We start from the raw sequence: 20,361 nt of genomic DNA on the forward strand, positions 1-20,361 counted from the left end.
ATGTGTTCGCAGGTGTCACGGTTTGCCGCGCTGCGAACGCAAGTGCTCGGCGATGGGCGTGAGCGCCTTGTGGAGCTCGCTCAGATCCTGCGGCGAGACGAGGTCCATGAAGTGCTGCCGTACGGACGCCACATGGTGCGGGGCGACCTTCTGCATCGTCTCCAGACCGAAGTCGGTGAGGACGGTGTACAGGCCGCGCCGGTCCGACTCGCAGTTCTCGCGGCGCACCAGACCCGCGTTCTCCATGCGGGTGATCTGGTGCGAGAGCCGGCTCTTGGACTGCAGGGTCGCCGCAGCAAGGTCGCTCATCCGCATCCGGTGGTCCTCCGACTCGGAGAGGTTCACCAGGATCTCGTAGTCGTTCATCGTCAGGCCGAAGGGCTGGAGATCTTTCTCCAGCTGGTAGTTCAGCAGCTTGTTGACCTCCAGGTGGGTGCGCCAGGCGCACTGTTCCTCGTCGGTCAGCCACTGTGTGGCCGTCTCGGTCTCCATGAAATCGATTCTACCTAAGAAGTTGAAAGGCGAACGAACGTGGGGGATGCGACGCCTCACACCCCGGTGTGCGAAAAGCGGTGCAGGAATGGGGTCACGCGTTCGACGTCACACTCCGCAGACTACCGCTCACAGCCCGAAGCGACGCTGGAGGTCCCCGAGCTGTCCGGGAAGGCGCGGCGCCTGTGGCTGACCTGCGCCGGGTCCCGGGCTACCGCCCGGTACGCCCGCCTGGTGAGGTACGTCACCCGTGGCGAGCTCCTGCATCAGCGCCTCGCTCGACTGCAGCAGAACCGTCCCCGCGCCGACGAACTCGAACTGGTGCTCCTCGCCGCTGACCCCGCCGATCCCCGTCATCGCACGTAGACCGCCGATGACACCTGTCAGGTAGCCATGGTCGTAATGGTGGCAAGGTGACGGGCAGTCAGCCCAGCCGACGAGCGCCTGCGGATCTACGCGGATAGGCGGTTCCATGAACACGACCGGGCCGTTCGAGGCCGCCACGAATTTGCCGGTGCCAATGAGTGTGAGGAAGCCGGGCACGATGGACTGCTTCAGCGCGAGAGTTGGCTGAAAAGCGAGCAGATTCCCCGCGCGGATCGTCAGGTTGCCGTCATCCAGGTCGTAGGAGTTCACGTCGAAGGCCCGGTCGGCGAGGAGCATCTTGCCGCTGCCCTCCGCCACCACCCAGTCGCTCGCGTGCAGCGGGGAGTGGAAGGAGGTCCGGACGAGACGGTCGAGGCGCCCGTGCCCGATGCCGTTGAAGTCGATCCGCCCGTAGTAGGCGATCATCTTCCCCTTCTGCAGGAACCACTGGCTGCTCTTGAGCTCCACGCAGAAGGTGTACGCGTTGACGTTGTCGTCGACCGGCAGCGTCATGGGGTCGAACACGATCGGGCCGCTCACAGCTTCTCCTCCGAGGCCTGGACGTACACCGCACCGCTCCCGCTGAGCTCCAGCTGGAACGCCTCGCCGCTGCCGCGGCCCACCATGTCCCGCCAGCCGAGCGCCGTGGACAGCTTGTTGCGTACGTCGCCGTGGTGGGCGACGTACGCCTGCGGGTCGACGTGCACCGGGTTGTTCGGGGTGATGGGGACCTCGATGACACCGCCGTGCGCCATGACGGCCACCGCGCCCTGCCCCTTGAGCGTGGTCGTGAACAGCCCCTGCCCGCTCACCTGCCCGCGCACCATGCCCATGACCCCGCCCTGGGAGCCCATGAACATGGTCCCCTGCTGCAGCGCCCCGTCGAAGGCGAGCAGCCGGTCCGCCTCCACGTACAGCGTGTCGCCGGACAGGGTGATCACCTGCACGTGGTGGCCGCCGTGCCCGAACAGCACGGTGCCGCTGCCCTCGATGGTCATCAGCGGTGTCGCCTCGCCCGCCACCCGCCGCCCGAGCATCGACATCAATCCCCCTTGCCCGCCCTGCATGTTGGGTGTGAAGGAGACGTCCCCCTTGTACGCGAGCATCGCGCCGCGCTGGCTGTAGAGCCGCTGCCCGGGCACGACGGTCGCCTCGATCATCTTCGAGTTGATCTCGCGGAAGCTCGCCGCCATCTCAGACATCCCCCGCGATCGTGTTGCGCTCACTGGGCTGTACGTAGACCAGGCCGTCGCCCTCGAAGAGGATCTGGAACGCCTCGCCGCCGCCTTCCCCCAGGAACGTACGGAAGGTGACCCCCGACTGGAACGACTGCCGCAGGTTCCCCTGGTGCGCGACGTACGCGCCCGGGTCGACCGTCAGCGGGTAGTCGCGGCTCACCCGCAGCACCACCGCCGGCCCGTCGCTCATGAGTGCCGCCTGGCCGTGCCCCTCGACCGTGGTCGTGAACAGACCGTTGCCCTGGGACGCTCCGCGCATCCCCGTGAAACTGGTGCCGGTGCGCAGCCCCGCGTCCGTGCACAGCAGATTGCTGGCCTCGACGTACAGCTTGTCCCCGCGCAGATCCACCAGGTTGATCTCGCTGGCCCGGTCCGCGAACCAGCACGTCCCCTGACCCTTCACCTCCATCACGGTCATCTGCTCACCCGTGATGCGGCGGGTCACCATCCCCCGTATCCCCTCGCCACCCCCGCTCAGCTTCTTGAACGCCATGCGGCCGTCGTACGCGACCATCGAACCGTTCTTCGCCTTGACGCCGTCGCCCGTCATGTCGACGGCGAGCATCTTGCTGCCCTGCAGCCGGAACGTTGCCACGAGGTCGAAGGTAGCGGGGTGGGGGAGCCCGCCGACAGGGCGGGAGCGGGGCGATGCCACAATGGAGAACGCTTGTGCGCGTATTCACAAGATCAAACGGACCGTTCCAGCTCGCCGCCCACTTCAGCCGAAGGTGCCTCGTGGACATCAAGACCGCCTCCGCCATCCGCCGACTCCGCCTGGTCTCCGCCCCTGAGGCCGTCTCCTTCATCCTGCTGCTCGTCTGCTCGGTGCTGAAGCGGACGACGGACTTCAACGCGGTGCCCGTGATGGGCATGGTCCACGGCGTGCTGTTCGTCCTGTACGTGCTCTTCTGGCTGGACGCCTGGAACCGCGCGAAGTGGAGCCTCGGCCGGGCCGCGCTCTTCTTCGTCCTCTCCGTGCTGCCCACCGGCGGCTTCTTCGCCGAGCGGAAGCTGAAGCGCGAGGCCGAGAGCGCCGTCGACGCGGCCATCGCCGCGCGGGCCCGCCAGGAAGGGATCGTCAACGCATGATCGTCGCCTTCTCCGTGACGCCGCTCGGCGTCGGTGAGGACGTGGGGGAGTACGTCGCCGACGCGGTGCGGGTCGTCCGCGCCTCGGGGCTGCCCCACCGGACCGACGCGATGTTCACGTCGATCGAGGGAGAGTGGGACGAGGTGATGGACGTCGTCAAGCGTGCCGTCGCCGTGGTCGAGGAGCGGGCTCCCCGCGTCTCGGTCGTCCTGAAGGCCGACATCCGTCCCGGGGTGACCGACGGCCTGACCTCCAAGGTCGAGACGGTGGAACGGCATCTCGCCGAGTAGTTCCCGGTACACGGCCCGGCGCCCCTGAAGCGAGCTCCGCCCGCTCGGGGGCGCCGGGCCGTCTGCCCCCAATAGGTGGAACCCGCCCCCCATACCTCACTCGTACGCCTCCTTCGGTTCGACACGCCGACGAAAGTCACCTTTTGTGAGGGTATCGACACGCTCGGCCACCGCGGTCGAGCTGCCAGAACCTGGAGGGCGCTGTGCGGCCTGAGGGCTATGACTACGACACCTACAGCAGGCTCGCGGGGCCGCTCACCGAGCCCCCTGGCGACGACGGCTACCGGGTGCAGTACACCTCACTCCTCTCCCGTGAGCCGCACCGAATACGAGCCGTCCTCCTGATGACGCTCGCCCCGGTCCTGACCGGGATCCTGCTCGTCTATCTCGTGTGGCCCAGTCACTGGGTGGAGCGCGAGGGCGGCGAAGCCTGGCTGGTCGACCTCGACATCGTGATGCTGGTCTCCATCGGGCTGATCGAACTGTTCATGCTCGTCAACGTCATATCCATCGCCCACGCGACGATGGTGGCGAGGGACCCGGTCCCGGTCCGCCCCGAACCCGGCACCCGGGTCGCGTTCCTGACGACGTACGTCCCCGGCAAGGAACCCCTCTCGATGGTGCGGGCCACCCTCGAGGGCGCCGTGCGCATCACGCACGACGGGCCGTTCGACGTGTGGCTGCTCGACGAGGGCAACGACGCCACGGCCAGGGCCCTGTGCGAGGAACTCGGCGTCCGCCACTTCACGCGCTTCGGCGTCGAGGAGTGGAACCAGAGGAAGGGCGCCCACAAGACCCGCACCAAGCACGGCAATTACAACGCCTGGCTCGCCGTGCACCACGCCGACTACGACTTCTTCGCGTCCGTCGACACCGACCACGTACCGCTGCCGGAGTTCCTGGAGCGGATGATGGGGTACTTCCGGGACCCGGACGTCGCCTTCGTCGTCGGACCGCAGGTCTACGGCAACTACGTCTCGCCGGTCACCAAGGCCGCCGAGTCCCAGCAGTTCCTCTTCCACGCGCTGATCCAGCGGGCCGGCAACCGCTATCGGGCGCCCATGTTCGTCGGCACCAACAACGTCGTACGGATCTCCGCGCTCAAGCAGATCGGCGGACTCGTCGACTCGATCACCGAGGACATGGCGACCGGGTTCGAGATCCACCGGCACAAGAACCCCGAGACGGGCGTCGGCTGGCGCTCCGTCTACACCCCCGACGTGCTCGCCGTCGGTGAGGGGCCCGCCTCCTGGACGGACTTCTTCACACAGCAGCTGCGCTGGTCGCGAGGGACGTACGAGACGCTGTTCAAGCAGTACTGGAAGGCACCGTTCTCGATGCCGCCCGGCCGTCTCTTCTCGTACACGATGATGCTCGTCTACTACCCGATGACGGCCGTCAACTGGCTGCTCGGCGTGGTGAGTTGCGTGCTGTTCCTGTGGTTCGGCGCGTCCGGGACCCAGGTGTCGGCGTCCGTGTGGCTGATGCTGTACAGCGACGCCGCGGCCCTCCAGATCGGGCTGTACCTGTGGAACCGGCGGCACAACGTCTCGCCGCACGAACCGGAGGGGTCGGGAGGCCTCGCGGGCATGGGCATGTCGGCGATCTCCGCGCCGATCTACCTGAAGTCGCTGGGCGCGGCCCTGCTGCGCCGCCCGTCCCGCTTCGTCGTCACGCCCAAGGGCGGCGACGCGACCGCGGACCGGCTGCTGACCTTCCGGATCCACCTCTTCTGGGCGGCCGTGCTGACCGCGTCGCTCGTCGCGTCCGTCGTCCTGGACCACACCCACGTGGCCATGCGGACCTGGGCGGTGCTCGCCCTGTGCATCTCGGTCGCGCCCGTCGTGGTGTGGGCCGTCACGCGGCGCCGCCAGGCACAGGCACCGGCCCGGGGCCGGGCCCCGGCCGCCGAACGCGAAGCGGCGCTCGCGGTGTCGTCAGGGTCGCCCGTGTCCTCAGGGTCGTCCGTATCGCCGGTCTCCAGCACGAGCACAGGAGGGAACTGACCCGATGGCTGCCATGAACTACCGGCCTTCCCAGCGGACGAAGAAGACGGTTCTCGGAGTGGGTGGCATCGCCCTCCTCGTCGGCCTCAACGCGCCGGCCGCCTGGAACTTCGCGTCCGAGCGGTACTACGAGTGGAAGATCGCCCAGCCCGGCTACAAGGCCAAATACGGCTCGTGGAGCTCGGTCGACATCCCCGAGGAGTTCCGTACCAACGCCATCCACGCGGCGCTCCTGCACACCGGCAAGGTGCTGATCGTGGCGGGCTCGGGCAACGAGCAGAAGAAGTTCGACGCCGGGTCCTTCGACACCGTCCTGTGGGACCCGAAGGCCAACACCTTCAAGAAGATCTCCACGCCGGAGGACTTCTTCTGCTCGGGCCACGCCCAACTCCCGGACGGGCGGCTCCTGGTGGCGGGCGGCACCGCGCGCTACGAGCAGCTCGACGGCGAGGTGACCCGGGCCGGCGGCGGCATGCGCGTCAAGAACGAGAACCCCGACAAGCCGATCGTGCTGAAGAAGGGGACGAAGTTCCGCTCGCCCGCGGGCGTCGAGTACGTGTCGAAGTTCGACGTGACCGTGCCGAAGGCCAAGCGCTCCTTCGACATCTCCTACAGCGCGGCCGGCGTCATGCAGCCGTGGAAGACCAAGGTGAAGTCGAGCGAGGCCCGCGTCTTCGTCGAGGCCGCCGCGGACGGCAAGCAGTACGAGACGTCGAAGCAGGCCCAGTACGAGATCGAGGGCCTCAAGGGCGAGGACGCCGACAACACGTACGGGCTCTCCGAGAAGATCACCATGGACAAGCAGGACTTCCAGGGGATCAGGGCGGCCTACGAGTTCGACCCGGTCGCCGAGAAGTACGTGCCGGTCGACCCGATGGCGAAGGCGCGCTGGTACCCGACGCTCGTCGGCCTGGAGGACGGCAAGGTGCTCGCGGTCTCCGGGCTCGACGACGTCGGTGTCATCGACCCCGGCGACAACGAGATCTACGACCCGAAGACCAAGAAGTGGGAGATGGGCCCGAAGCGGTACTTCCCGACGTACCCGGCCCTCTTCCTCACCAAGGGCGGCAAGCTCTTCTACCCGGCCTCCAACGCCGGTTACGGCCCCGCCGACAAGGGGCGCGTGCCGGGCCTGTGGGACCTGAAGACCAACAAGTTCGAGCGGGTCCCGGGCCTCACCGACACGGACCAGACGGAGACGTCTGCGTCCCTGCTGCTGCCCCCGGCGCAGGACCAGAAGGTCATGATCATGGGCGGCGGTGGTGTCGGCGAGTCGGAGAAGGCCACGTCGCGCACCGCGGTCGTCGACCTGAAGGAGGACAGCCCGAAGTTCAGGACCGGGCCCCGACTCCCGCAGGGGACGCGCTACTTGAACAGCGTGATCATGCCCGACGACTCGGTCTTCACGTCCAACGGTTCCACCGACTACCGCGGACGCAGCGCGAGCAACATCCTCGCGGCGCAGTTCTACGACCCCCAGCAGAACGCCTTCCACGACGCGGCGTCCCCCCGGGTCGGCCGCAACTACCACTCGGAGGCGCTGCTGCTGCCCGACGGGCGGGTGGCCACCTTCGGCTCCGACCCGCTCTACGACAACGAGCAGAACACCAAGCTCGGTCACTTCGAGCAACGCATGGAGATCTTCACGCCGCCCGCGCTGCACAAGGGCGGGGAGAAGCGCCCGGTGCTCGGTACCGGCCCCGAGTCCCTCCCCGACGACCACAAGGCGACCTACAGGACGGCCGACGCCGACCGGATCGTCAAGGCGCGCCTGATGCGGCCGTCGTCCGTGACGCACACGACGGACGTGGAGCAGCGGTCGATCGAGCTCGGCCTGACCAAGGGCAAGGGCGAGGTCACGGTGGACGTGCCGAAGGACTCGGCCCTGGTCCCGCCGGGCTGGTACATGCTGTTCGCCACGGACGCGGACGGCGTCTCGTCCGAGGCCAAGTGGGTCAAGGTGGGCGACGGCCAGGACTGAGGTCCGGGGTCCGCGCCGGGCCGGGTCAGGTGTGCGCGTTACGGGCCAGGCCCAGCGCGTACTCCGCCCACCAGGTGCCTGCCGCGGGTCCGCCGCGGCAGGTGCCGTCCGACTCCCCGGGCCGCTTGACCCACAGATACGCGTCGACCAGCGGATCACCGGTCTCGGTGGTCGGGGCGGAGCCGAGGGCGCGGCCCGGCGGGTTGCACCAGGCGTCGGCGCTGCCCGGGGAGTAGGGGCCCGAGCCGTTGCGGCTGGTGTCCACCACGAAGTGGGCGCCGCCGAGCAGCTGGGACAGGCGGCTGCCGTACGCCGAACTCTCCTGGTCCGTCTGGAAGTTGGAGACGTTCAGGGAGAAGCCGTCGGCCTTCGCGACACCGGCCCGGCGCAGCGGCTCGACGAGTTTCGCGGCGTCCGGGATCCAGGCGGGGTTGCCCGCGTCGACGTAGACCTTGGTGTTCGGCTGCTGCTTCAGGCGGTCGATCGCCGAGGAGATCAGCGCGTAGCGCTCCTCCTGGTACTCGGCCGGGGTGCAGCCGTCGACGATGTGCCCGAGCGCGTCGGGTTCGAGGACGACGAGCGCCTTCGCGTCGGCGATGCCCGTCGCGAACGCGTCGACCCACTGGTGGTAGAAGTCCGCGCTGTGCGCGCCGCCCGCCGAGTGCTGGCCGCAGTCGCGGTGCGGAATGTTGTACGCGACCAGGACCAGCGTCTTGTCGGCCTTCTTGGCCTTGGCCCCGGCCTCGGCGATCGCCGGGCGCGGGTAGTCGCCCGGCGCCCACATGCCCTGCGGGTGCTGCGCGATGCGCCGGATCACCGCGGCGTCCGAGGACCGGCCCTGCTTCTCCCACCGGTCCGCCTGGACCGCGGCGGCGGAGGCGGGGTCGACCCAGAACGGGGAGGTGTCGGCGGTGTCGGGGGAGGGGGCGGTCTGCCCGGCGGCCTCGCCGGTGGACTGCCGGGGATCGCCGGAGCAGCCCGTGGCGAGGGCGGAGACGAGGAGTGCGGCGGCGGCGAGCGCGAGGGCTCGGGCCGGTGTGCGGATGGTCGGGACGGGCATCCTGCCCCCTGGGTCGGAGCGCGTACGATTCCGACAATCGTGACATAAGGGTCAGCTGTTGCAGTGTATTAGACGCCCTGTCAGGTGTCCCTGCCGCCCGTCAGGAGCGCGCCGCCCAGCGCGGTGCGCTCGTAGAGCACCTGATGGCCATAGCGGTGGGCGGTGAGCAGGCCCGCGTCCCGCAGCGCCGTCAGATGCGCGGAGACGGAGGACGGGGCGCGGCCCAGCGTGTGGGCGAGGGCGCTGGTCGACATCGGGGCGTCGAGCGCGCACAGGACGTCGGCGCGACCGCGGCCGAGGACACCGGCGAGCGCTTCGGGCGTCGTCCCGGCCGCCCGGGTCCACAGGCCGCCCACACCGCGCGCCGGGTACGCGACGGTCGGCTGCCAGGGCGCCTCGAAGCCGCTCACCACGTCCGGCCAGGAGAACACGCTGGGCAGCAGCACCAGGCCCTGTCCGTCCAGGCTGCGGCGGTGGCCGGCGGCGCGGGCGGTGAGCGTGAGCGTCGCCGGGTCCCAGCCGATCCGCGGATGCAGCTCGGCGAGCAGCCCTTCCAGGCCGACCTGGGCCAGGCGCCGGGAGTGGTACGCCACGTCGGCCTCCAGCAGGGCGCGCAGGCGCGGCCACTCGGGCTCCACCAGGACGTGCCAGGCCCGCTCCATGGTGTCCGCCAACTCCCGGACGGCGCGCGCGGGTTCGGCCAGCAGGGCGCGGCCCGCCGGGGAGTCGGCGGCGCCCGGGGTGCAGGCGAGCGAGTGCGCGAAGTCCCGCCGCGCGACCTCCGGATCCGTCGCCCGCACCAGCGCGATCTCCTCGTCGAACGTCGCCGCCGGGCCGATCGGCGGCGGCCCGAGGAAGTCCGGCGTATGGCCGCGCTGCGGCATCAGCAGCCACAACCGCGCCAGATCGAGCTCATCGGCCGCGGCGCGGATCCGGCGCAGCCACGGCAGGTGATACCCGTGCCGTTCGGGCCGCTTGAGCGTCCGGATCGCCTCCTGCGTCTCCCACAGGGGCGAGAGGGCGAACCGGCAGCGCGCCAGGTCGCTCTGCCCGAAGCGAAGGTGCAGCGGCATGGATCGACGGCTCCCGTACTCTCCGGAACATTCGGCTGGAGCCGAAACAGTACGACTCCGCGGCCCGCCGGGCCAGGGTGCGTCCATGACGACCGACCTCCCCTCCGACGCGCGGCCGGACCCCGGGCCCGCCACCACGACACCCGCGTCCGACGGCCCGGCCGGCTACCTCCGGCTCTTCCGCGTCCGCGAGTTCCGCTTCGTGTTCGTCGCGCACGCCGCGTCCCTGTTCGGGGTGGTCGTCGCCGAGATCTCGCTCAGCGTGCTCGTCTACCGGCTGTCCGGGTCGCCGTTGCTGAGCGCGCTCACCTTCGCCCTCGGCTTCCTCCCGTACGCGGTCGGCGGGACCCTGCTGTCGGGGATCGCCGACCGGTACCCGCCGCGCCGGGTGCTCGTCGGCTGCGATCTGCTCTGCGCCGCCTGCGCGGCACTGATGGCGCTGCCCCTGACGCCGGTCGCCGCGCTGCTCGCCCTGCGCTGCGCCATCGCGCTGGTCTCGCCCGTCTTCAACGGCACCCGCATGGCGACCCTCACCGACGTCCTCGGCGACGGCGACCTGTTCGTCCTCGGCAGGTCCCTGCTGCGGATCGTCTCGCAGAGCTCCGTCCTCGGCGGGCTCGCGCTCGGCGGCGTGCTCCTCACCGTCGTGACCCCGCGGGGTGCGCTCGTCATCACCGTCGTCACCTTCCTCGGTTCGGCCGCGCTGCTCCGGCTCGGCACCCGGCGCCGCCCGGCGCGCGCCCGCGGACAGGGGGCACTGCTGCGCACCTCCCTGTCCGGGGCCCGGCGCCTGTTCGCGCACCGCCGGGTCCGCGTGCTGATGCTGCTGCTCTGGGTGCCGCCGATGTTCTCGGTGGTCCCGGAGGTCCTCGCCGCCGCGTACGCCGACGAGATCGGGGTGGGCACGGCGGGCGTCGGCCTGCTGATGTGCGCCATGGCCGTGGGCACCATCGGGAGTGAGCTGTTCGCCGGGTCCGTGCTGACCCCCGCGACCCGTTCCCGCATCGCGCTGCCGCTCGCCTGCGTCACCCTGCTGCCCCTGATCGGGTACGCGGTCACCCCCGGCCTCGTACCGGCCCTGCTGCTCCTGCTGCTCGCCGGGGCCGGATCCGCGTACACGCTCGGCGTCGACCGCTGGTTCGTGGAGGCGATCCCCGAGGACCTGCGCGGCCGCGCCATGACCCTGCACAACGCCGGCCTGATGACGGTCCAGGGCGTCGGCGCCGCGCTCGGCGGAGCGGCCGCCGAGGCCTTCGGGGTCGGTGCCACGGTCGCCGGGGTGGGCGCGCTCGGAGCGGTGTGCTGCGCGCTGCTGGCCCTGGAGGCACGGGCCTGCGGGGCGGCGAACCGGCCAATGGGCGAGACGGGGCTGACCACCATGTGACCGGCCGGTAAGGTCGAGGGCGTGCCGAAGCCGCTCAGTCTTGCCTTCGATCCGATCGCCCGCGCCGACGAACTCTGGAAGCAGCGCTGGGGGTCCGTGCCGTCCATGGCCGCGATCACCTCGATCATGCGCGCGCACCAGATCCTGCTCGCCGAGGTCGACGCCGTCGTCAAGCCGTACGGACTCACCTTCGCGCGCTACGAGGCCCTGGTCCTGCTCACCTTCTCCAAGGAGGGCGAGCTGCCGATGTCGAAGATCGGCGAGCGGCTCATGGTCCACCCGACCTCGGTGACGAACACGGTCGACCGGCTCGTGAAGTCCGGCCTCGTCGACAAGCGCCCCAACCCGAACGACGGCCGCGGCACCCTCGCCTCCATCACCGGGAAGGGCCGCGAGGTCGTCGAGTCGGCCACCCGCGACCTGATGGCGATGGACTTCGGGCTCGGGGTCTACGACGCCGAGGAGTGCGGCGAGCTCTTCGCGATGCTGCGGCCCCTGCGGGTGGCGGCGAACGACTTCGACGACGAGTGAACCGCGGGTTCCGGTCGTCCCCGGGCCCGGCTGAAGATCGCGCAAATCAGGCGGTTACGCTCGTCCCATGAAGAAATCCGTGCTGACCCGCTACCGGATCATGGCCTATGTCACCGGCGTGCTTCTGGTCCTCCTCTGCCTCGGCATGATCGCCAAGTACGTCTTCGACGTGGACGGCGCCGCGGACGCCACGCGCGTCATCGCCATCGCGCACGGCTGGCTGTACGTGATCTACCTGGTCTTCGCCTTCGACCTGGGGTCCAAGGCGAAGTGGCCGGTCGGCAAGCAGCTGTGGGTGCTGATCGCGGGCACGATCCCCACCGCCGCCTTCTTCGTCGAGCGCAAGATCTCCGCCGAGCTGGAGCCGAAGGTCGCCGACGACGGCACGAACCTCGCCAAGGCCTGACCTGAGCACCGTCCGGCACCCGCTCGTCGACGCCGCGCGGCGGCTCGCCGACGACGTTCTCGCGCCCGCCGCCGAGACCCACGACCGCGAGGGCGTCACGCCCGGGGCGATCGCCGCGGTCAAGGCGTCGGGCGTCCTCGGCGTGCACGCTCCGGCCGCTTACGGGGGCGCCGGGGCCCCGGCCGCCGTCGGCCGGGAGATCGCCGAGATCCTCGCGGGCGCCTGCTGCTCCACCTTCTTCGTGCAGGCGCAGCACCACACGCCCGTACGTGACCTCGCCACCGGCGCGCAGGCCCCCCGTGAGCGGTGGCTGCGCGCCCTGGCCTCGGGGGAGTCCCTCGCCGGCATCGCCTTCTCGCACCTGCGGGCCTTCCCGGAGCTGCCGGTGCGGGCGACCGAACTGCCCGGCGGCGGCGTCCGCTTCGACGGGCGCGTGCCCTGGTACACGGGCTGGGGCCTCAACGACGTGTTCCTGCTGGGCGGCGCGACGCGGGACGGCCATGTCGTCTTCGCGGTCGCCGAGCCCCGCGAACAGCCCGGCCTGACGCCCACCGCCCCGCTCCACATGGCCGCCCTGACCGGGGCCCGCACGGTCGGCCTGGTCCTCGACGGCCTCGTCGTCCCGGCCGACGCCGTCGTCGTACGCCGGCCGTACGCGGAGTGGGCCGAGGCCGACCGGCCCAAGAACACCAACACCAACCCGGCCGTCTTCGGCGTCGCCCGCGCGGCCCTCGACCTGCTCGACGCGGCGGGCGACGGCGAGGCCGTGGAGACCGCGGGCGTGCTGCGCGCCCGCCTCGACGCGGTGCGCAAGGAGGCCTACGCGCTGGTCGACGAGGTGCCCGCGGCGCAGGAGCTCGACGCCCGGCTCGCCGCGAAGACCCGCGCGTACGACCTGATGAGGGCCGCCACGACGGCGGCGATCGCGGCCGGCGGCGGCCGCGCCTTCAGCCTTTCGGCGCCCGCGCAGCGACTCGCCCGCGAAGGGCTGTTCCTGGTCGTCCAGGGGCAGACGGCCGAGGTGCGCGGTGCGCATCTGGCGGCGCTGCGGGCCTGAGATCCCGTTCCTTCTTGTACCGATGGCCGCCAGCCATCGACATTTACTAGGACGTCCTAGTAAATTCGAAGGCATGGGAAGCATGGACGCTGATGCCGTTGCCGAGGGCCGCCGTCGCTGGCAGGCCCGTTTCGACGCCGCCCGCAAGCGGGACGCGGACTTCACCACGCTCTCGGGCGACCCGGTCGACCCGGTCTACGGGCCGCGGCCCGGGGACACGTACGACGGGTTCGAGCGGATCGGCTGGCCCGGTGAGTACCCGTTCACCCGCGGCCTGTACCCGACCGGCTACCGCGGCCGGACCTGGACCATCCGCCAGTTCGCGGGGTTCGGGAACGCGCAGCAGACCAACGAGCGCTACAAGATGATCCTCGCGGCGGGCGGCGGCGGCCTCTCCGTCGCCTTCGACATGCCCACGCTGATGGGGCGCGACTCCGACGACCCGCGCTCGCTCGGCGAGGTCGGGCACTGCGGGGTCGCCATCGACTCGGCCGCCGACATGGAGGTCCTCTTCCAGGACATCCCGCTGGGCGACGTCACCACGTCGATGACGATCAGCGGGCCCGCCGTGCCCGTCTTCTGCATGTACCTGGTGGCGGCCGAGCGGCAGGGCGTGGACCCGGCAGTCCTCAACGGCACGCTCCAGACCGACATCTTCAAGGAGTACATCGCGCAGAAGGAGTGGCTCTTCCAGCCCGAGCCCCATCTGCGCCTGATCGGCGACCTGATGGAGCACTGCGCGCGGTCCATCCCCGCGTACAAGCCGCTGTCGGTCTCCGGCTACCACATCCGCGAGGCGGGCTCCACGGCCGCGCAGGAGCTGGCGTACACGCTGGCCGACGGATTCGGTTACGTGGAGCTGGGATTGAGCCGCGGCCTGGACGTGGACGTCTTCGCGCCCGGCCTCTCCTTCTTCTTCGACGCGCACGTCGACTTCTTCGAGGAGATCGCCAAGTTCCGCGCGGCCCGGCGCATTTGGGCCCGCTGGATGCGGGACGTGTACGGGGCGTCGAGCGAGAAGGCGCAGTGGCTGCGCTTCCACACGCAGACGGCCGGTGTCTCGCTCACCGCCCAGCAGCCGTACAACAACGTCGTCCGCACGGCGGTCGAGGCGCTGGCCGCGGTCCTCGGCGGCACCAACTCCCTGCACACGAACGCGCTGGACGAGACCCTGGCGCTCCCGTCCGAGCAGGCCGCCGAGATCGCGCTGCGCACGCAGCAGGTGCTCATGGAGGAGACCGGCGTCGCCAACGTCGCGGACCCGCTGGGCGGTTCCTGGTACGTCGAGCAGCTGACCGACCGCATCGAGGCCGACGCGGAGAAGATCTTCGAGCAGATCAAGGAGCGCGGGCAGCGGGCGCACCCCGACGGGCAGCACCCGATCGGCCCGATCACGTCCGGGATCCTGCGCGGCATCGAGGACGGCTGGTTCACCGGCGAGATCGCCGAGTCGGCCTTCCAGTACCAGCAGTCGCTGGAGAAGGGCGACAAGCGGGTCGTCGGCGTGAACGCCCACCACGGCTCCGTCACCGGCGACCTGGAGATCCTGCGGGTCAGCCACGAGGTGGAGCGCGACCAGGTGCGGGACCTCGCCGGGCGCAAGGAGACCCGGGACGACACGGCGGTGCGGGCCGCTCTCGACACGATGCTCGCCGCCGCGCGGGACGGGTCGAACATGATCGGACCGATGCTCGACGCGGTCCGGGCGGAGGCGACGCTCGGGGAGATCTGCGGGGTGCTGCGGGACGAGTGGGGGGTGTACACGGAGCCTGCCGGGTTCTAGGGGGCGCGTGGTCGTCTGCGGGTGCGTGGGGGCTGGTCGCAGCGGCTACGCGTCCGGACCGGTCACGGCGAAGACGAGCCGGAACAGCGCCCCGCCCCCCGGAGCCCGCTCGGCGGAGAGTCGCGCGCCGTGCGCCTCGGCGATCTGGCGGGCCATCGCCAGGCCCAGCCCCGAACCGGGCAGCGCCCGTGACGCCTCCGCGCGGTAGAAGCGGTCGAAGACGTGGGGGAGGTCCTCGGGGGCGATGCCCGGGCCGTGGTCCCGTACCGTCAACTCGCCGACCAGCAAGGTGATCTCGACCGTTGAACCCGGTGGGCTGAACTTCGCCGCGTTGCCGAGCAGGTTCGCCAGGAGGCGGGAGAGGCGGGACGGGACTCCGGGGAGGGTTGTCGAGGTTGCCTCGGGGGTGACCGTCAGGGTGAAGGGAACGCCGGGCCAGTGTGCCCGCGCCGTCTCCACCGCGTGCGCGACGAGCGGCGCGAGCGGCACCTCCTCGACGAGCGGGGTCGGCTCCTCGTCGCGGGCCAGCTCGATCAAGTCGTTGACCAGGGACGTGACTTCGTGGATCTGGCGGCCGAGCGCGGTGGACGCACGGTCCCGCTGAGCCGGTGTCAGGCGGTCCGCGCGGGCCAGGAGTTCGGCGTTGGTGCGGAGCGCGGTCAGCGGGGTGCGCAGTTCGTGGGAGGCGTCGGCGACGAGGCGTCGGCGGGCCGCCACCGAGTCCTCCAGTTCGGCCAGCATCGTGTTGAACGAGGCCGCCAGGCGCGTGACTTCGTCCCTGCGGCCCGATGGCAGGTCGATCCGGGTACGGGCGTCGCGGGTCGCCGCGATCCGCTCCGCCGTCGCCGTCAGCCGGGCCACGGGGGCCAGGCCGCGCCGCGCCATCCAGTTGCCGCCGAGCGCCGCGAGCGCGACGCCCGCCACGCTGATCGCCGCGAACAGCCAGGTCGCCTGCCGCACCCCTTTCGCCGTCGTGTCCGAGCGCAGCGCCACCTGGAGCGCCTTGTCCTCGCCGGCCGTGTACGGGGTGGTCAGCATCCGAACCGGATGCCCGTGCAGCGTGAGATCCGTGTAATAGGGCGCGTGCGTGCCCGCCGCCACCTCGCGGGCCGTGTCGGAGACGGGCAGCAGGTAGGCGCCGGACGGGTCGTCCGCCGCGTCCGCCGGGACCAGCTGGGCGCAGGCCGGGGCGGCCAGATAGCGGCACTCGCCGGACAGCACCCCGGGCGGCTCACCCCGGTTCTGCTGGGTGGCCAGGGTCGCCGCCTGGGTGAGCTGCAGATCGAGCTGGTGGCCGAGCTCGTAGCGGATGACGGCGTACGCGGCCGTGCACACGCCCACCGTGATGAGCGCGACCGTGGCGCAGGCCAGCAGCGCGAGGCGGGTGCGCAGCGGCAGGTGGGCCGGACCCGTGGCCGGGCGACCGGCCGGGCGGGTCACGGCGTGCCCAGCCGGTAGCCGACGCCGTGGACCGTGTGCAGGAGGCGGGACTCTCCGGCCGTCTCCAGCTTGCGCCGCAGATAACCCACGTACACGGCCAGCGAGTTGGAGTCGGGGCCGAAGTCCCGCCCCCACACCGCCTCCTGCACGACCTCGCGCGGCAGCACCTGCCCGGCATTGCGCACCAGGACCTCCAGGAGGGCGAACTCGGTGCGGCTGAAGTCGATGGTCCGCCCGCCGCGCCGACCCGTCCGGGTCGCCGGGTCCAGGACCAGGTCACCGTAGGAGAGAGGGTCGTCCGGCTCCGGTTCGGGAGCGGCCCGGCGCAGCAACGCCCGCACCCGCGCGGTCAGTTCGTCGAGCGCGAACGGCTTGACCAGATAGTCGTCGGCGCCCGCGTCCAGCCCGTCCACCCGCTCACTCACCGAGTCGAGCGCGGTGAGGACGAGCACCGGGGTGCGGTCCCCTATGGCGCGCATCCGGCGGCACACCGCGAGCCCGTCGAGGACCGGCATCATCACGTCGAGGACGACCGCGTCCGGCTCGGAGCGGGCCAGCGCGGACAGCGCCCGCTGCCCGTCGGCCACGGCCGTGACCCGGTAGCCCTCCACGGTCAGCGCGTCCTCGACGGCCGAACGGACCTCCGGGTCGTCGTCCACGACCAGGATCCGGGCCGGCGCGGGTGTGTTCCCTGTCGTCATGGAACAAAGGTGTCAAAAGCGGCTCTTAAAACCCTCTTAGACCGCTCCGTGACGCTCGACCGTCATGCGAACACCTCTCTCCGTCGTCATCGGCGCGGGCGGCACCGGGGGCCACATCTACCCGGGGCTCGCCCTCGCGGACGCGCTGCGCCGGGCCGCCCCGGACGCCGCGATCTCGTTCGTCGGCACGGAACGCGGCCTGGAGACCCGGCTCATCCCGGACGCCGGGTACCGGCTGCACACCGTCGACATGATCCCCTTCGACCCGGCGCTCGGCGCCCGCCGCTACCTGCTGCCCGCGGCCCTGCTGAAGTCCGGCGCCCAGTGCCGGGCCGTCCTGCGCGAGCAGCGCGCCCAGGTCGCCGTCGGCATGGGCGGCTACCCGAGCGCGCCGGTGATCGTCGGCGCCCGCATGTCCGGCCTGCCCAGCCTCATCCACGAGTCCAACGCGGTCCCGGGCCGCGCCAACCGCTTCGCCGCCCGCCTCACCCCGCACATCGCCGTCGCCTTCGACCGCAGCAGAGCCCATCTGCCGGGCGGCACAAGGGCGTTGACCACCGGCATGCCGATCGCCGCGTCCCTCGCCGGCCTCGACCGGGCCGCGCTGCGGACCACCGCGCGCCGGGAACTCGGCGTCCCGGACGGCGCCCGGCTCGTCCTCGTCAACGGCGGCAGCCTGGGCGCGGCGCGTCTGACGGAGGCGTCGGTGGGCCTCGCCGAGCGGTGGCGCGGACGCGACGACGTACACCTCCTGATCAAGACAGGACCGGCCGCCCTGGAGGAGACGCGCCGCCGCCTGCTCGGCACCTCCGCCGTCGCCGTCCCCTACCTCGACCGCATGGACCTCGCCTACGCCGCCGCCGACCTCGTCGTGTGCCGGGCGGGCTCGGCGACCGTCGCCGAACTCGCCACGACCCGCGTCCCCGCCGTCCTCGTCCCGTACCCGCACGCGCCCGGCGACCACCAGACCCACAACGCGCGGGTCCTCTCCGACGCCGGGGCGGGCCTCCTGCTCCCGGACGGACAGGCCACCCCCGAAGCCCTCGCGGCGCTCGTCGAGCCGCTGCTCGCCGACCCCGCGCGCCTCGCCGCCATGTCGGCGGCCGCGCCCGCCGGGCCGCACGCCAGGGCGGCCGACCTCCTGGCGGACCACGTCATCGAACTCGCAGCACAGCAAAGGGAGTTGCAGTACACATGAACACCACCCCCTGGGCCGGACGCACCGTCCTCGTCACCGGAGCCGAGGGCTTCATCGGCTCGACGCTGGTGGACCTCCTCCTGGAGCGGGGCGCGCACGTCCGCGCCTTCGTCCACTACAAGCCGTACGCCGAGAAGGGGCACCTGTCGCACCTGCTCGACGACCCCCGCGTCGAGATGCTCGCGGGCGACGTCCGCGACCCGGGCCGCGTGTCCGAGGCCGTCGCGGGCTGCGACACCGTGTTCCACCTGGCCGCGCTGATCGGCATCCCGTACTCGTACGACTCGCCCGGCGCGTACGTCCAGACGAACGTGGTCGGCACCGAGAACATCGCGGAGGCCTGCCGCCGGCACTCCGTGCGCCGGCTCGTCCACACCTCCACGAGCGAGGTCTACGGCACCGCGCTGACGGCCCCGATCGCCGAGGACCACCCTCTTCAGCCGCAATCCCCCTACTCCGCGTCGAAGATCGGCGCGGACATGATGGCGCTGTCGCACTGGCACGCGTTCGAGCTGCCGGTGACGGTGGTCCGCCCCTTCAACACGTACGGGCCCCGGCAGTCCGCGCGGGCCGTGATCCCGGCGATCCTGGCCCAACTGCACTCCGGCGCGCGGGAGATCAGGCTCGGGTCGCTCACCCCGACCCGCGACTTCACGTACGTCACGGACACCGCGCGCGGGTTCCTCGCGGTCGCCGAGTGCGAGCGGGCGCTGGGGCAGGTGGTCAACCTCGGTACCGGGCGGGAGATCTCGATCGGGGACCTCGCGCAGGCGCTGATCGTGGCGTCGGGCCGCGACGCCCGCGTCGTCTCCGACCCGGCGCGGCTCCGTCCGTCGGGGAGCGAGGTCCATCGCCTGCTGTCGGACAATCGCCGGGCGCGGGAGTGGGCCGGCTGGGAGCCCGAGGTCTCCCTCACGGAGGGCCTGAAGCACACGTCGGCCTGGGTCGCCGCCAACCTCAGCCTCTTCGCCCCGGGCCGCTACCAGGTCTGATCTCCGCCCGCGGGCGCGTGGGGGGCGTCTCGCGCCCCGCGGCGGAGCCGCTGATCGATACAGCCCCGCGCCCCTGTCCGCCTGAGCGTCTGCCGGGAGGCGATCGTTCGCGACTGCGGGTGGTGGTGGGTTGCTCGCGCAGTTCCCCGCGCCCCTGGAAGCGAGCTCCGCTCGCCCCAGGGGAAGCGCGCGCAGCGCATGCTTCGGGGGCGCGGGGCTGTGTCGGTCGGCGGCTGCGCCGCGGAGCGCGAGATGTCCCATCGGCCGTCAGCCGACGCCGAAGCCGGCCTTACAGGAGCGCGGGGAACTGCGCGACCAGCCACGACGCAACCCGCGCCCGGCGACGAGCCGCCCCGTACCGAGCTCCTAGTCGGCCGCGGCTGCCAGGCCCCCCAGGAGCAGCGCCGTGAACCGACGGACCCACTCCCCGTCCACCGGCTCCGCGCTCACCAGCGTCCGGTGCACCACCGCCCCGGCCGCGACATCGAAGATGAGGTCCGCCGTCGCCGCCGCGGTGCCCGGGTCCGGCGCCGCGGGAAGCTCCCCGCGGCGCTCGGCCCGAGCGCGTCCCTCCAGGACCAACCGTTTCTGCCGGTCCACGATCGAGGTACGGATCCGCTCCCGCAGCGGCTCGTCCCGGGTCGACTCGGCGACCACCGCCATCAGCGCCGTCTTGGTCTCGGGCCGGTCGAGCAGCGCGGCGAACTGCAGCACCACGCCCTCGATGTCGGCCGCGAGGGAACCTCTGTCGGGCAGTTCGAGTTCATCGAAGAGGACGGCGACCGCGTCGACCACGAGCTCGTTCTTGCCGGCCCACCGGCGGTACAGCGTGGTCTTCGCGACACCGGCCCGCGTCGCCACGTCACCGAGCGTCAGCTTCGACCAGCCGAGCTCCACCAGCGCCGCCCGGGTGGCCTCCAGGATCGCCTCGTCCGCGGCGGCGGATCGGGGACGTCCGGTGCGGGGCGACGACGGCGTACGGCTCTGCATGGTCGATGACCATACCGGCCGGTAGGACAAAACCGGATCGACCGTTCCGGGTGAGCCAGATCACCGGAGGGGGTGCCCCACGCGTCACCCATGACAGTTACGCTACGACCCGTAGCGAAAGCTCGAACTCGTACGACCGCTCCGGATCTGCACCCCGGGCCGGCCACGACGAGCGGCAACCACTGGTGCCGGGTGGGGACCCGGCGCCGCACACCGCGGCCGAGTCCGCGTCGCGCACCTCGCAATCCGGCGGGAGGTCACGGCGGCGGACCCGGCCCACAACT

General features: G+C 71.4%; 20 protein-coding genes. 11 read left to right on the forward strand and 9 right to left on the reverse strand.

Going from position 1 to position 20,361, the window contains the following annotated elements:
* Positions 1-15: 15 nt before the first annotated feature.
* The 4 genes from B072_RS0138880 to B072_RS0138895 form a co-directional block, all read right to left on the reverse strand.
* Positions 16-492, reverse strand: coding sequence for a MarR family winged helix-turn-helix transcriptional regulator (locus B072_RS0138880; protein ID WP_018535402.1), 477 nt, complete (start codon positions 490-492; stop codon positions 16-18).
* Positions 493-621: 129 nt separating this feature from the next.
* On the reverse strand, positions 622-1,371 hold the full coding sequence (locus B072_RS0138885; RefSeq protein WP_051127392.1) for an AIM24 family protein: 750 nt from the start codon (positions 1,369-1,371) through the stop codon (positions 622-624).
* A 23-nt stretch (positions 1,372-1,394) separates the two neighbouring features.
* Complete coding sequence (locus tag B072_RS0138890; protein ID WP_018535404.1) at positions 1,395-2,051, reverse strand: AIM24 family protein; 657 nt, start codon at positions 2,049-2,051, stop codon at positions 1,395-1,397.
* A gap of 1 nt (position 2,052) precedes the next feature.
* Positions 2,053-2,691 carry an AIM24 family protein gene (locus B072_RS0138895; RefSeq protein ID WP_018535405.1) on the reverse strand — a complete coding sequence of 213 codons (639 nt, stop codon included), beginning with the start codon at positions 2,689-2,691 and terminating at the stop codon, positions 2,053-2,055.
* A gap of 140 nt (positions 2,692-2,831) precedes the next feature.
* Between B072_RS0138895 and B072_RS0138900 the strand changes: the two genes are divergently transcribed.
* From B072_RS0138900 to B072_RS0138915, 4 genes are all read left to right on the forward strand, one after another.
* The gene (locus tag B072_RS0138900; protein WP_018535406.1) at positions 2,832-3,185 is read left to right on the forward strand and encodes a DUF3817 domain-containing protein; all 354 of its coding nucleotides are present in this window, start codon (positions 2,832-2,834) and stop codon (positions 3,183-3,185) included.
* Positions 3,182-3,475 (forward strand): MTH1187 family thiamine-binding protein, encoded by a 294-nt coding sequence (locus B072_RS0138905; RefSeq protein WP_018535407.1) that lies wholly within the window; start codon positions 3,182-3,184, stop codon positions 3,473-3,475. The genes B072_RS0138900 and B072_RS0138905 overlap by 4 nt, the downstream gene beginning before the upstream one ends.
* 203 nt (positions 3,476-3,678) lie before the next feature.
* The gene (locus B072_RS0138910) at positions 3,679-5,481 is read left to right on the forward strand and encodes a glycosyltransferase family 2 protein (protein ID WP_018535408.1); all 1,803 of its coding nucleotides are present in this window, start codon (positions 3,679-3,681) and stop codon (positions 5,479-5,481) included.
* Between the two features lie 13 nt (positions 5,482-5,494).
* Positions 5,495-7,462 (forward strand): kelch motif-containing protein, encoded by a 1,968-nt coding sequence (locus tag B072_RS0138915; protein ID WP_018535409.1) that lies wholly within the window; start codon positions 5,495-5,497, stop codon positions 7,460-7,462.
* Between the two features lie 25 nt (positions 7,463-7,487).
* On the opposite strand, the gene B072_RS0138920 is transcribed toward B072_RS0138915, so the two are convergent.
* Both B072_RS0138920 and B072_RS0138925 read right to left on the reverse strand, forming a co-directional pair.
* On the reverse strand, positions 7,488-8,522 hold the full coding sequence (locus B072_RS0138920) for a glycoside hydrolase family 6 protein (protein ID WP_018535410.1): 1,035 nt from the start codon (positions 8,520-8,522) through the stop codon (positions 7,488-7,490).
* A gap of 80 nt (positions 8,523-8,602) precedes the next feature.
* A complete protein-coding gene (locus B072_RS0138925) occupies positions 8,603-9,595 on the reverse strand; it encodes an ArsR/SmtB family transcription factor (protein WP_018535411.1) in 993 nt (330 codons plus the stop codon).
* A gap of 85 nt (positions 9,596-9,680) precedes the next feature.
* On the opposite strand from B072_RS0138925, the gene B072_RS0138930 reads away from it, so the two are divergent.
* The 5 genes from B072_RS0138930 to B072_RS0138950 all read left to right on the forward strand — a co-directional run bounded on the left by B072_RS0138930 (position 9,681) and on the right by B072_RS0138950 (position 14,756).
* Positions 9,681-10,979, forward strand: coding sequence for an MFS transporter (locus tag B072_RS0138930; protein WP_018535412.1), 1,299 nt, complete (start codon positions 9,681-9,683; stop codon positions 10,977-10,979).
* Positions 10,980-11,000: 21 nt separating this feature from the next.
* Positions 11,001-11,510, forward strand: coding sequence for a MarR family winged helix-turn-helix transcriptional regulator (locus B072_RS0138935; RefSeq protein WP_018535413.1), 510 nt, complete (start codon positions 11,001-11,003; stop codon positions 11,508-11,510).
* A 67-nt stretch (positions 11,511-11,577) separates the two neighbouring features.
* Entirely contained in the window at positions 11,578-11,916 is a 339-nt protein-coding gene (locus tag B072_RS0138940) for a DUF3817 domain-containing protein (RefSeq protein ID WP_018535414.1), read from the forward strand.
* Position 11,917: 1 nt separating this feature from the next.
* The gene (locus B072_RS0138945) at positions 11,918-12,973 is read left to right on the forward strand and encodes an acyl-CoA dehydrogenase family protein (protein WP_026246763.1); all 1,056 of its coding nucleotides are present in this window, start codon (positions 11,918-11,920) and stop codon (positions 12,971-12,973) included.
* 82 nt (positions 12,974-13,055) lie between these two features.
* Positions 13,056-14,756 carry an acyl-CoA mutase large subunit family protein gene (locus B072_RS0138950; RefSeq protein WP_026246764.1) on the forward strand — a complete coding sequence of 567 codons (1,701 nt, stop codon included), beginning with the start codon at positions 13,056-13,058 and terminating at the stop codon, positions 14,754-14,756.
* Between the two features lie 45 nt (positions 14,757-14,801).
* On the opposite strand, the gene B072_RS0138955 is transcribed toward B072_RS0138950, so the two are convergent.
* Both B072_RS0138955 and B072_RS0138960 read right to left on the reverse strand, forming a co-directional pair.
* Complete coding sequence (locus B072_RS0138955; protein WP_018535417.1) at positions 14,802-16,196, reverse strand: sensor histidine kinase; 1,395 nt, start codon at positions 16,194-16,196, stop codon at positions 14,802-14,804.
* Positions 16,193-16,897 carry a response regulator transcription factor gene (locus tag B072_RS0138960; RefSeq protein ID WP_018535418.1) on the reverse strand — a complete coding sequence of 235 codons (705 nt, stop codon included), beginning with the start codon at positions 16,895-16,897 and terminating at the stop codon, positions 16,193-16,195. Before B072_RS0138960 ends, B072_RS0138955 begins: the two co-directional genes overlap by 4 nt.
* A 64-nt stretch (positions 16,898-16,961) precedes the next feature.
* On the opposite strand from B072_RS0138960, the gene B072_RS0138965 reads away from it, so the two are divergent.
* The gene (locus B072_RS0138965) at positions 16,962-18,095 is read left to right on the forward strand and encodes a UDP-N-acetylglucosamine--N-acetylmuramyl-(pentapeptide) pyrophosphoryl-undecaprenol N-acetylglucosamine transferase (protein ID WP_018535419.1); all 1,134 of its coding nucleotides are present in this window, start codon (positions 16,962-16,964) and stop codon (positions 18,093-18,095) included.
* Positions 18,092-19,087 carry an SDR family NAD(P)-dependent oxidoreductase gene (locus tag B072_RS0138970; RefSeq protein WP_018535420.1) on the forward strand — a complete coding sequence of 332 codons (996 nt, stop codon included), beginning with the start codon at positions 18,092-18,094 and terminating at the stop codon, positions 19,085-19,087. The genes B072_RS0138965 and B072_RS0138970 overlap by 4 nt, the downstream gene beginning before the upstream one ends.
* A 366-nt stretch (positions 19,088-19,453) precedes the next feature.
* Here the strand turns inward: B072_RS0138970 and B072_RS0138975 are convergent, their stop codons facing one another.
* Positions 19,454-20,077, reverse strand: a complete 624-nt coding sequence (locus tag B072_RS0138975) for a TetR/AcrR family transcriptional regulator (RefSeq protein ID WP_018535421.1) — start codon at positions 20,075-20,077, stop codon at positions 19,454-19,456.
* Between the last annotated feature and the right edge of the window lie 284 nt (positions 20,078-20,361).

It is taken from the genome of Streptomyces sp. HmicA12, assembly GCF_000373565.1.
Lineage (GTDB): Bacteria > Actinomycetota > Actinomycetes > Streptomycetales > Streptomycetaceae > Streptomyces.

Excerpts from the sequence above, each read along its gene's own strand:
- B072_RS0138880 (WP_018535402.1), bottom strand. The coding sequence starts at position 492 with ATGGAGACCGAGACGGCCACACAGTGGCTGACCGACGAGGAACAGTGC.
- B072_RS0138885 (WP_051127392.1), bottom strand. The coding sequence starts at position 1,371 with ATGACGCTGCCGGTCGACGACAACGTCAACGCGTACACCTTCTGCGTG.
- B072_RS0138890 (WP_018535404.1), bottom strand. The coding sequence starts at position 2,051 with ATGGCGGCGAGCTTCCGCGAGATCAACTCGAAGATGATCGAGGCGACC.
- B072_RS0138905 (WP_018535407.1), top strand. The coding sequence starts at position 3,182 with ATGATCGTCGCCTTCTCCGTGACGCCGCTCGGCGTCGGTGAGGACGTG.
- B072_RS0138915 (WP_018535409.1), top strand. The coding sequence starts at position 5,495 with ATGAACTACCGGCCTTCCCAGCGGACGAAGAAGACGGTTCTCGGAGTG.
- B072_RS0138920 (WP_018535410.1), bottom strand. The coding sequence starts at position 8,522 with ATGCCCGTCCCGACCATCCGCACACCGGCCCGAGCCCTCGCGCTCGCC.
- B072_RS0138925 (WP_018535411.1), bottom strand. The coding sequence starts at position 9,595 with ATGCCGCTGCACCTTCGCTTCGGGCAGAGCGACCTGGCGCGCTGCCGG.
- B072_RS0138930 (WP_018535412.1), top strand. The coding sequence starts at position 9,681 with ATGACGACCGACCTCCCCTCCGACGCGCGGCCGGACCCCGGGCCCGCC.
- B072_RS0138940 (WP_018535414.1), top strand. The coding sequence starts at position 11,578 with ATGAAGAAATCCGTGCTGACCCGCTACCGGATCATGGCCTATGTCACC.
- B072_RS0138950 (WP_026246764.1), top strand. The coding sequence starts at position 13,056 with ATGGACGCTGATGCCGTTGCCGAGGGCCGCCGTCGCTGGCAGGCCCGT.
- B072_RS0138960 (WP_018535418.1), bottom strand. The coding sequence starts at position 16,897 with ATGACGACAGGGAACACACCCGCGCCGGCCCGGATCCTGGTCGTGGAC.
- B072_RS0138965 (WP_018535419.1), top strand. The coding sequence starts at position 16,962 with ATGCGAACACCTCTCTCCGTCGTCATCGGCGCGGGCGGCACCGGGGGC.
- B072_RS0138970 (WP_018535420.1), top strand. The coding sequence starts at position 18,092 with ATGAACACCACCCCCTGGGCCGGACGCACCGTCCTCGTCACCGGAGCC.
- B072_RS0138975 (WP_018535421.1), bottom strand. The coding sequence starts at position 20,077 with ATGCAGAGCCGTACGCCGTCGTCGCCCCGCACCGGACGTCCCCGATCC.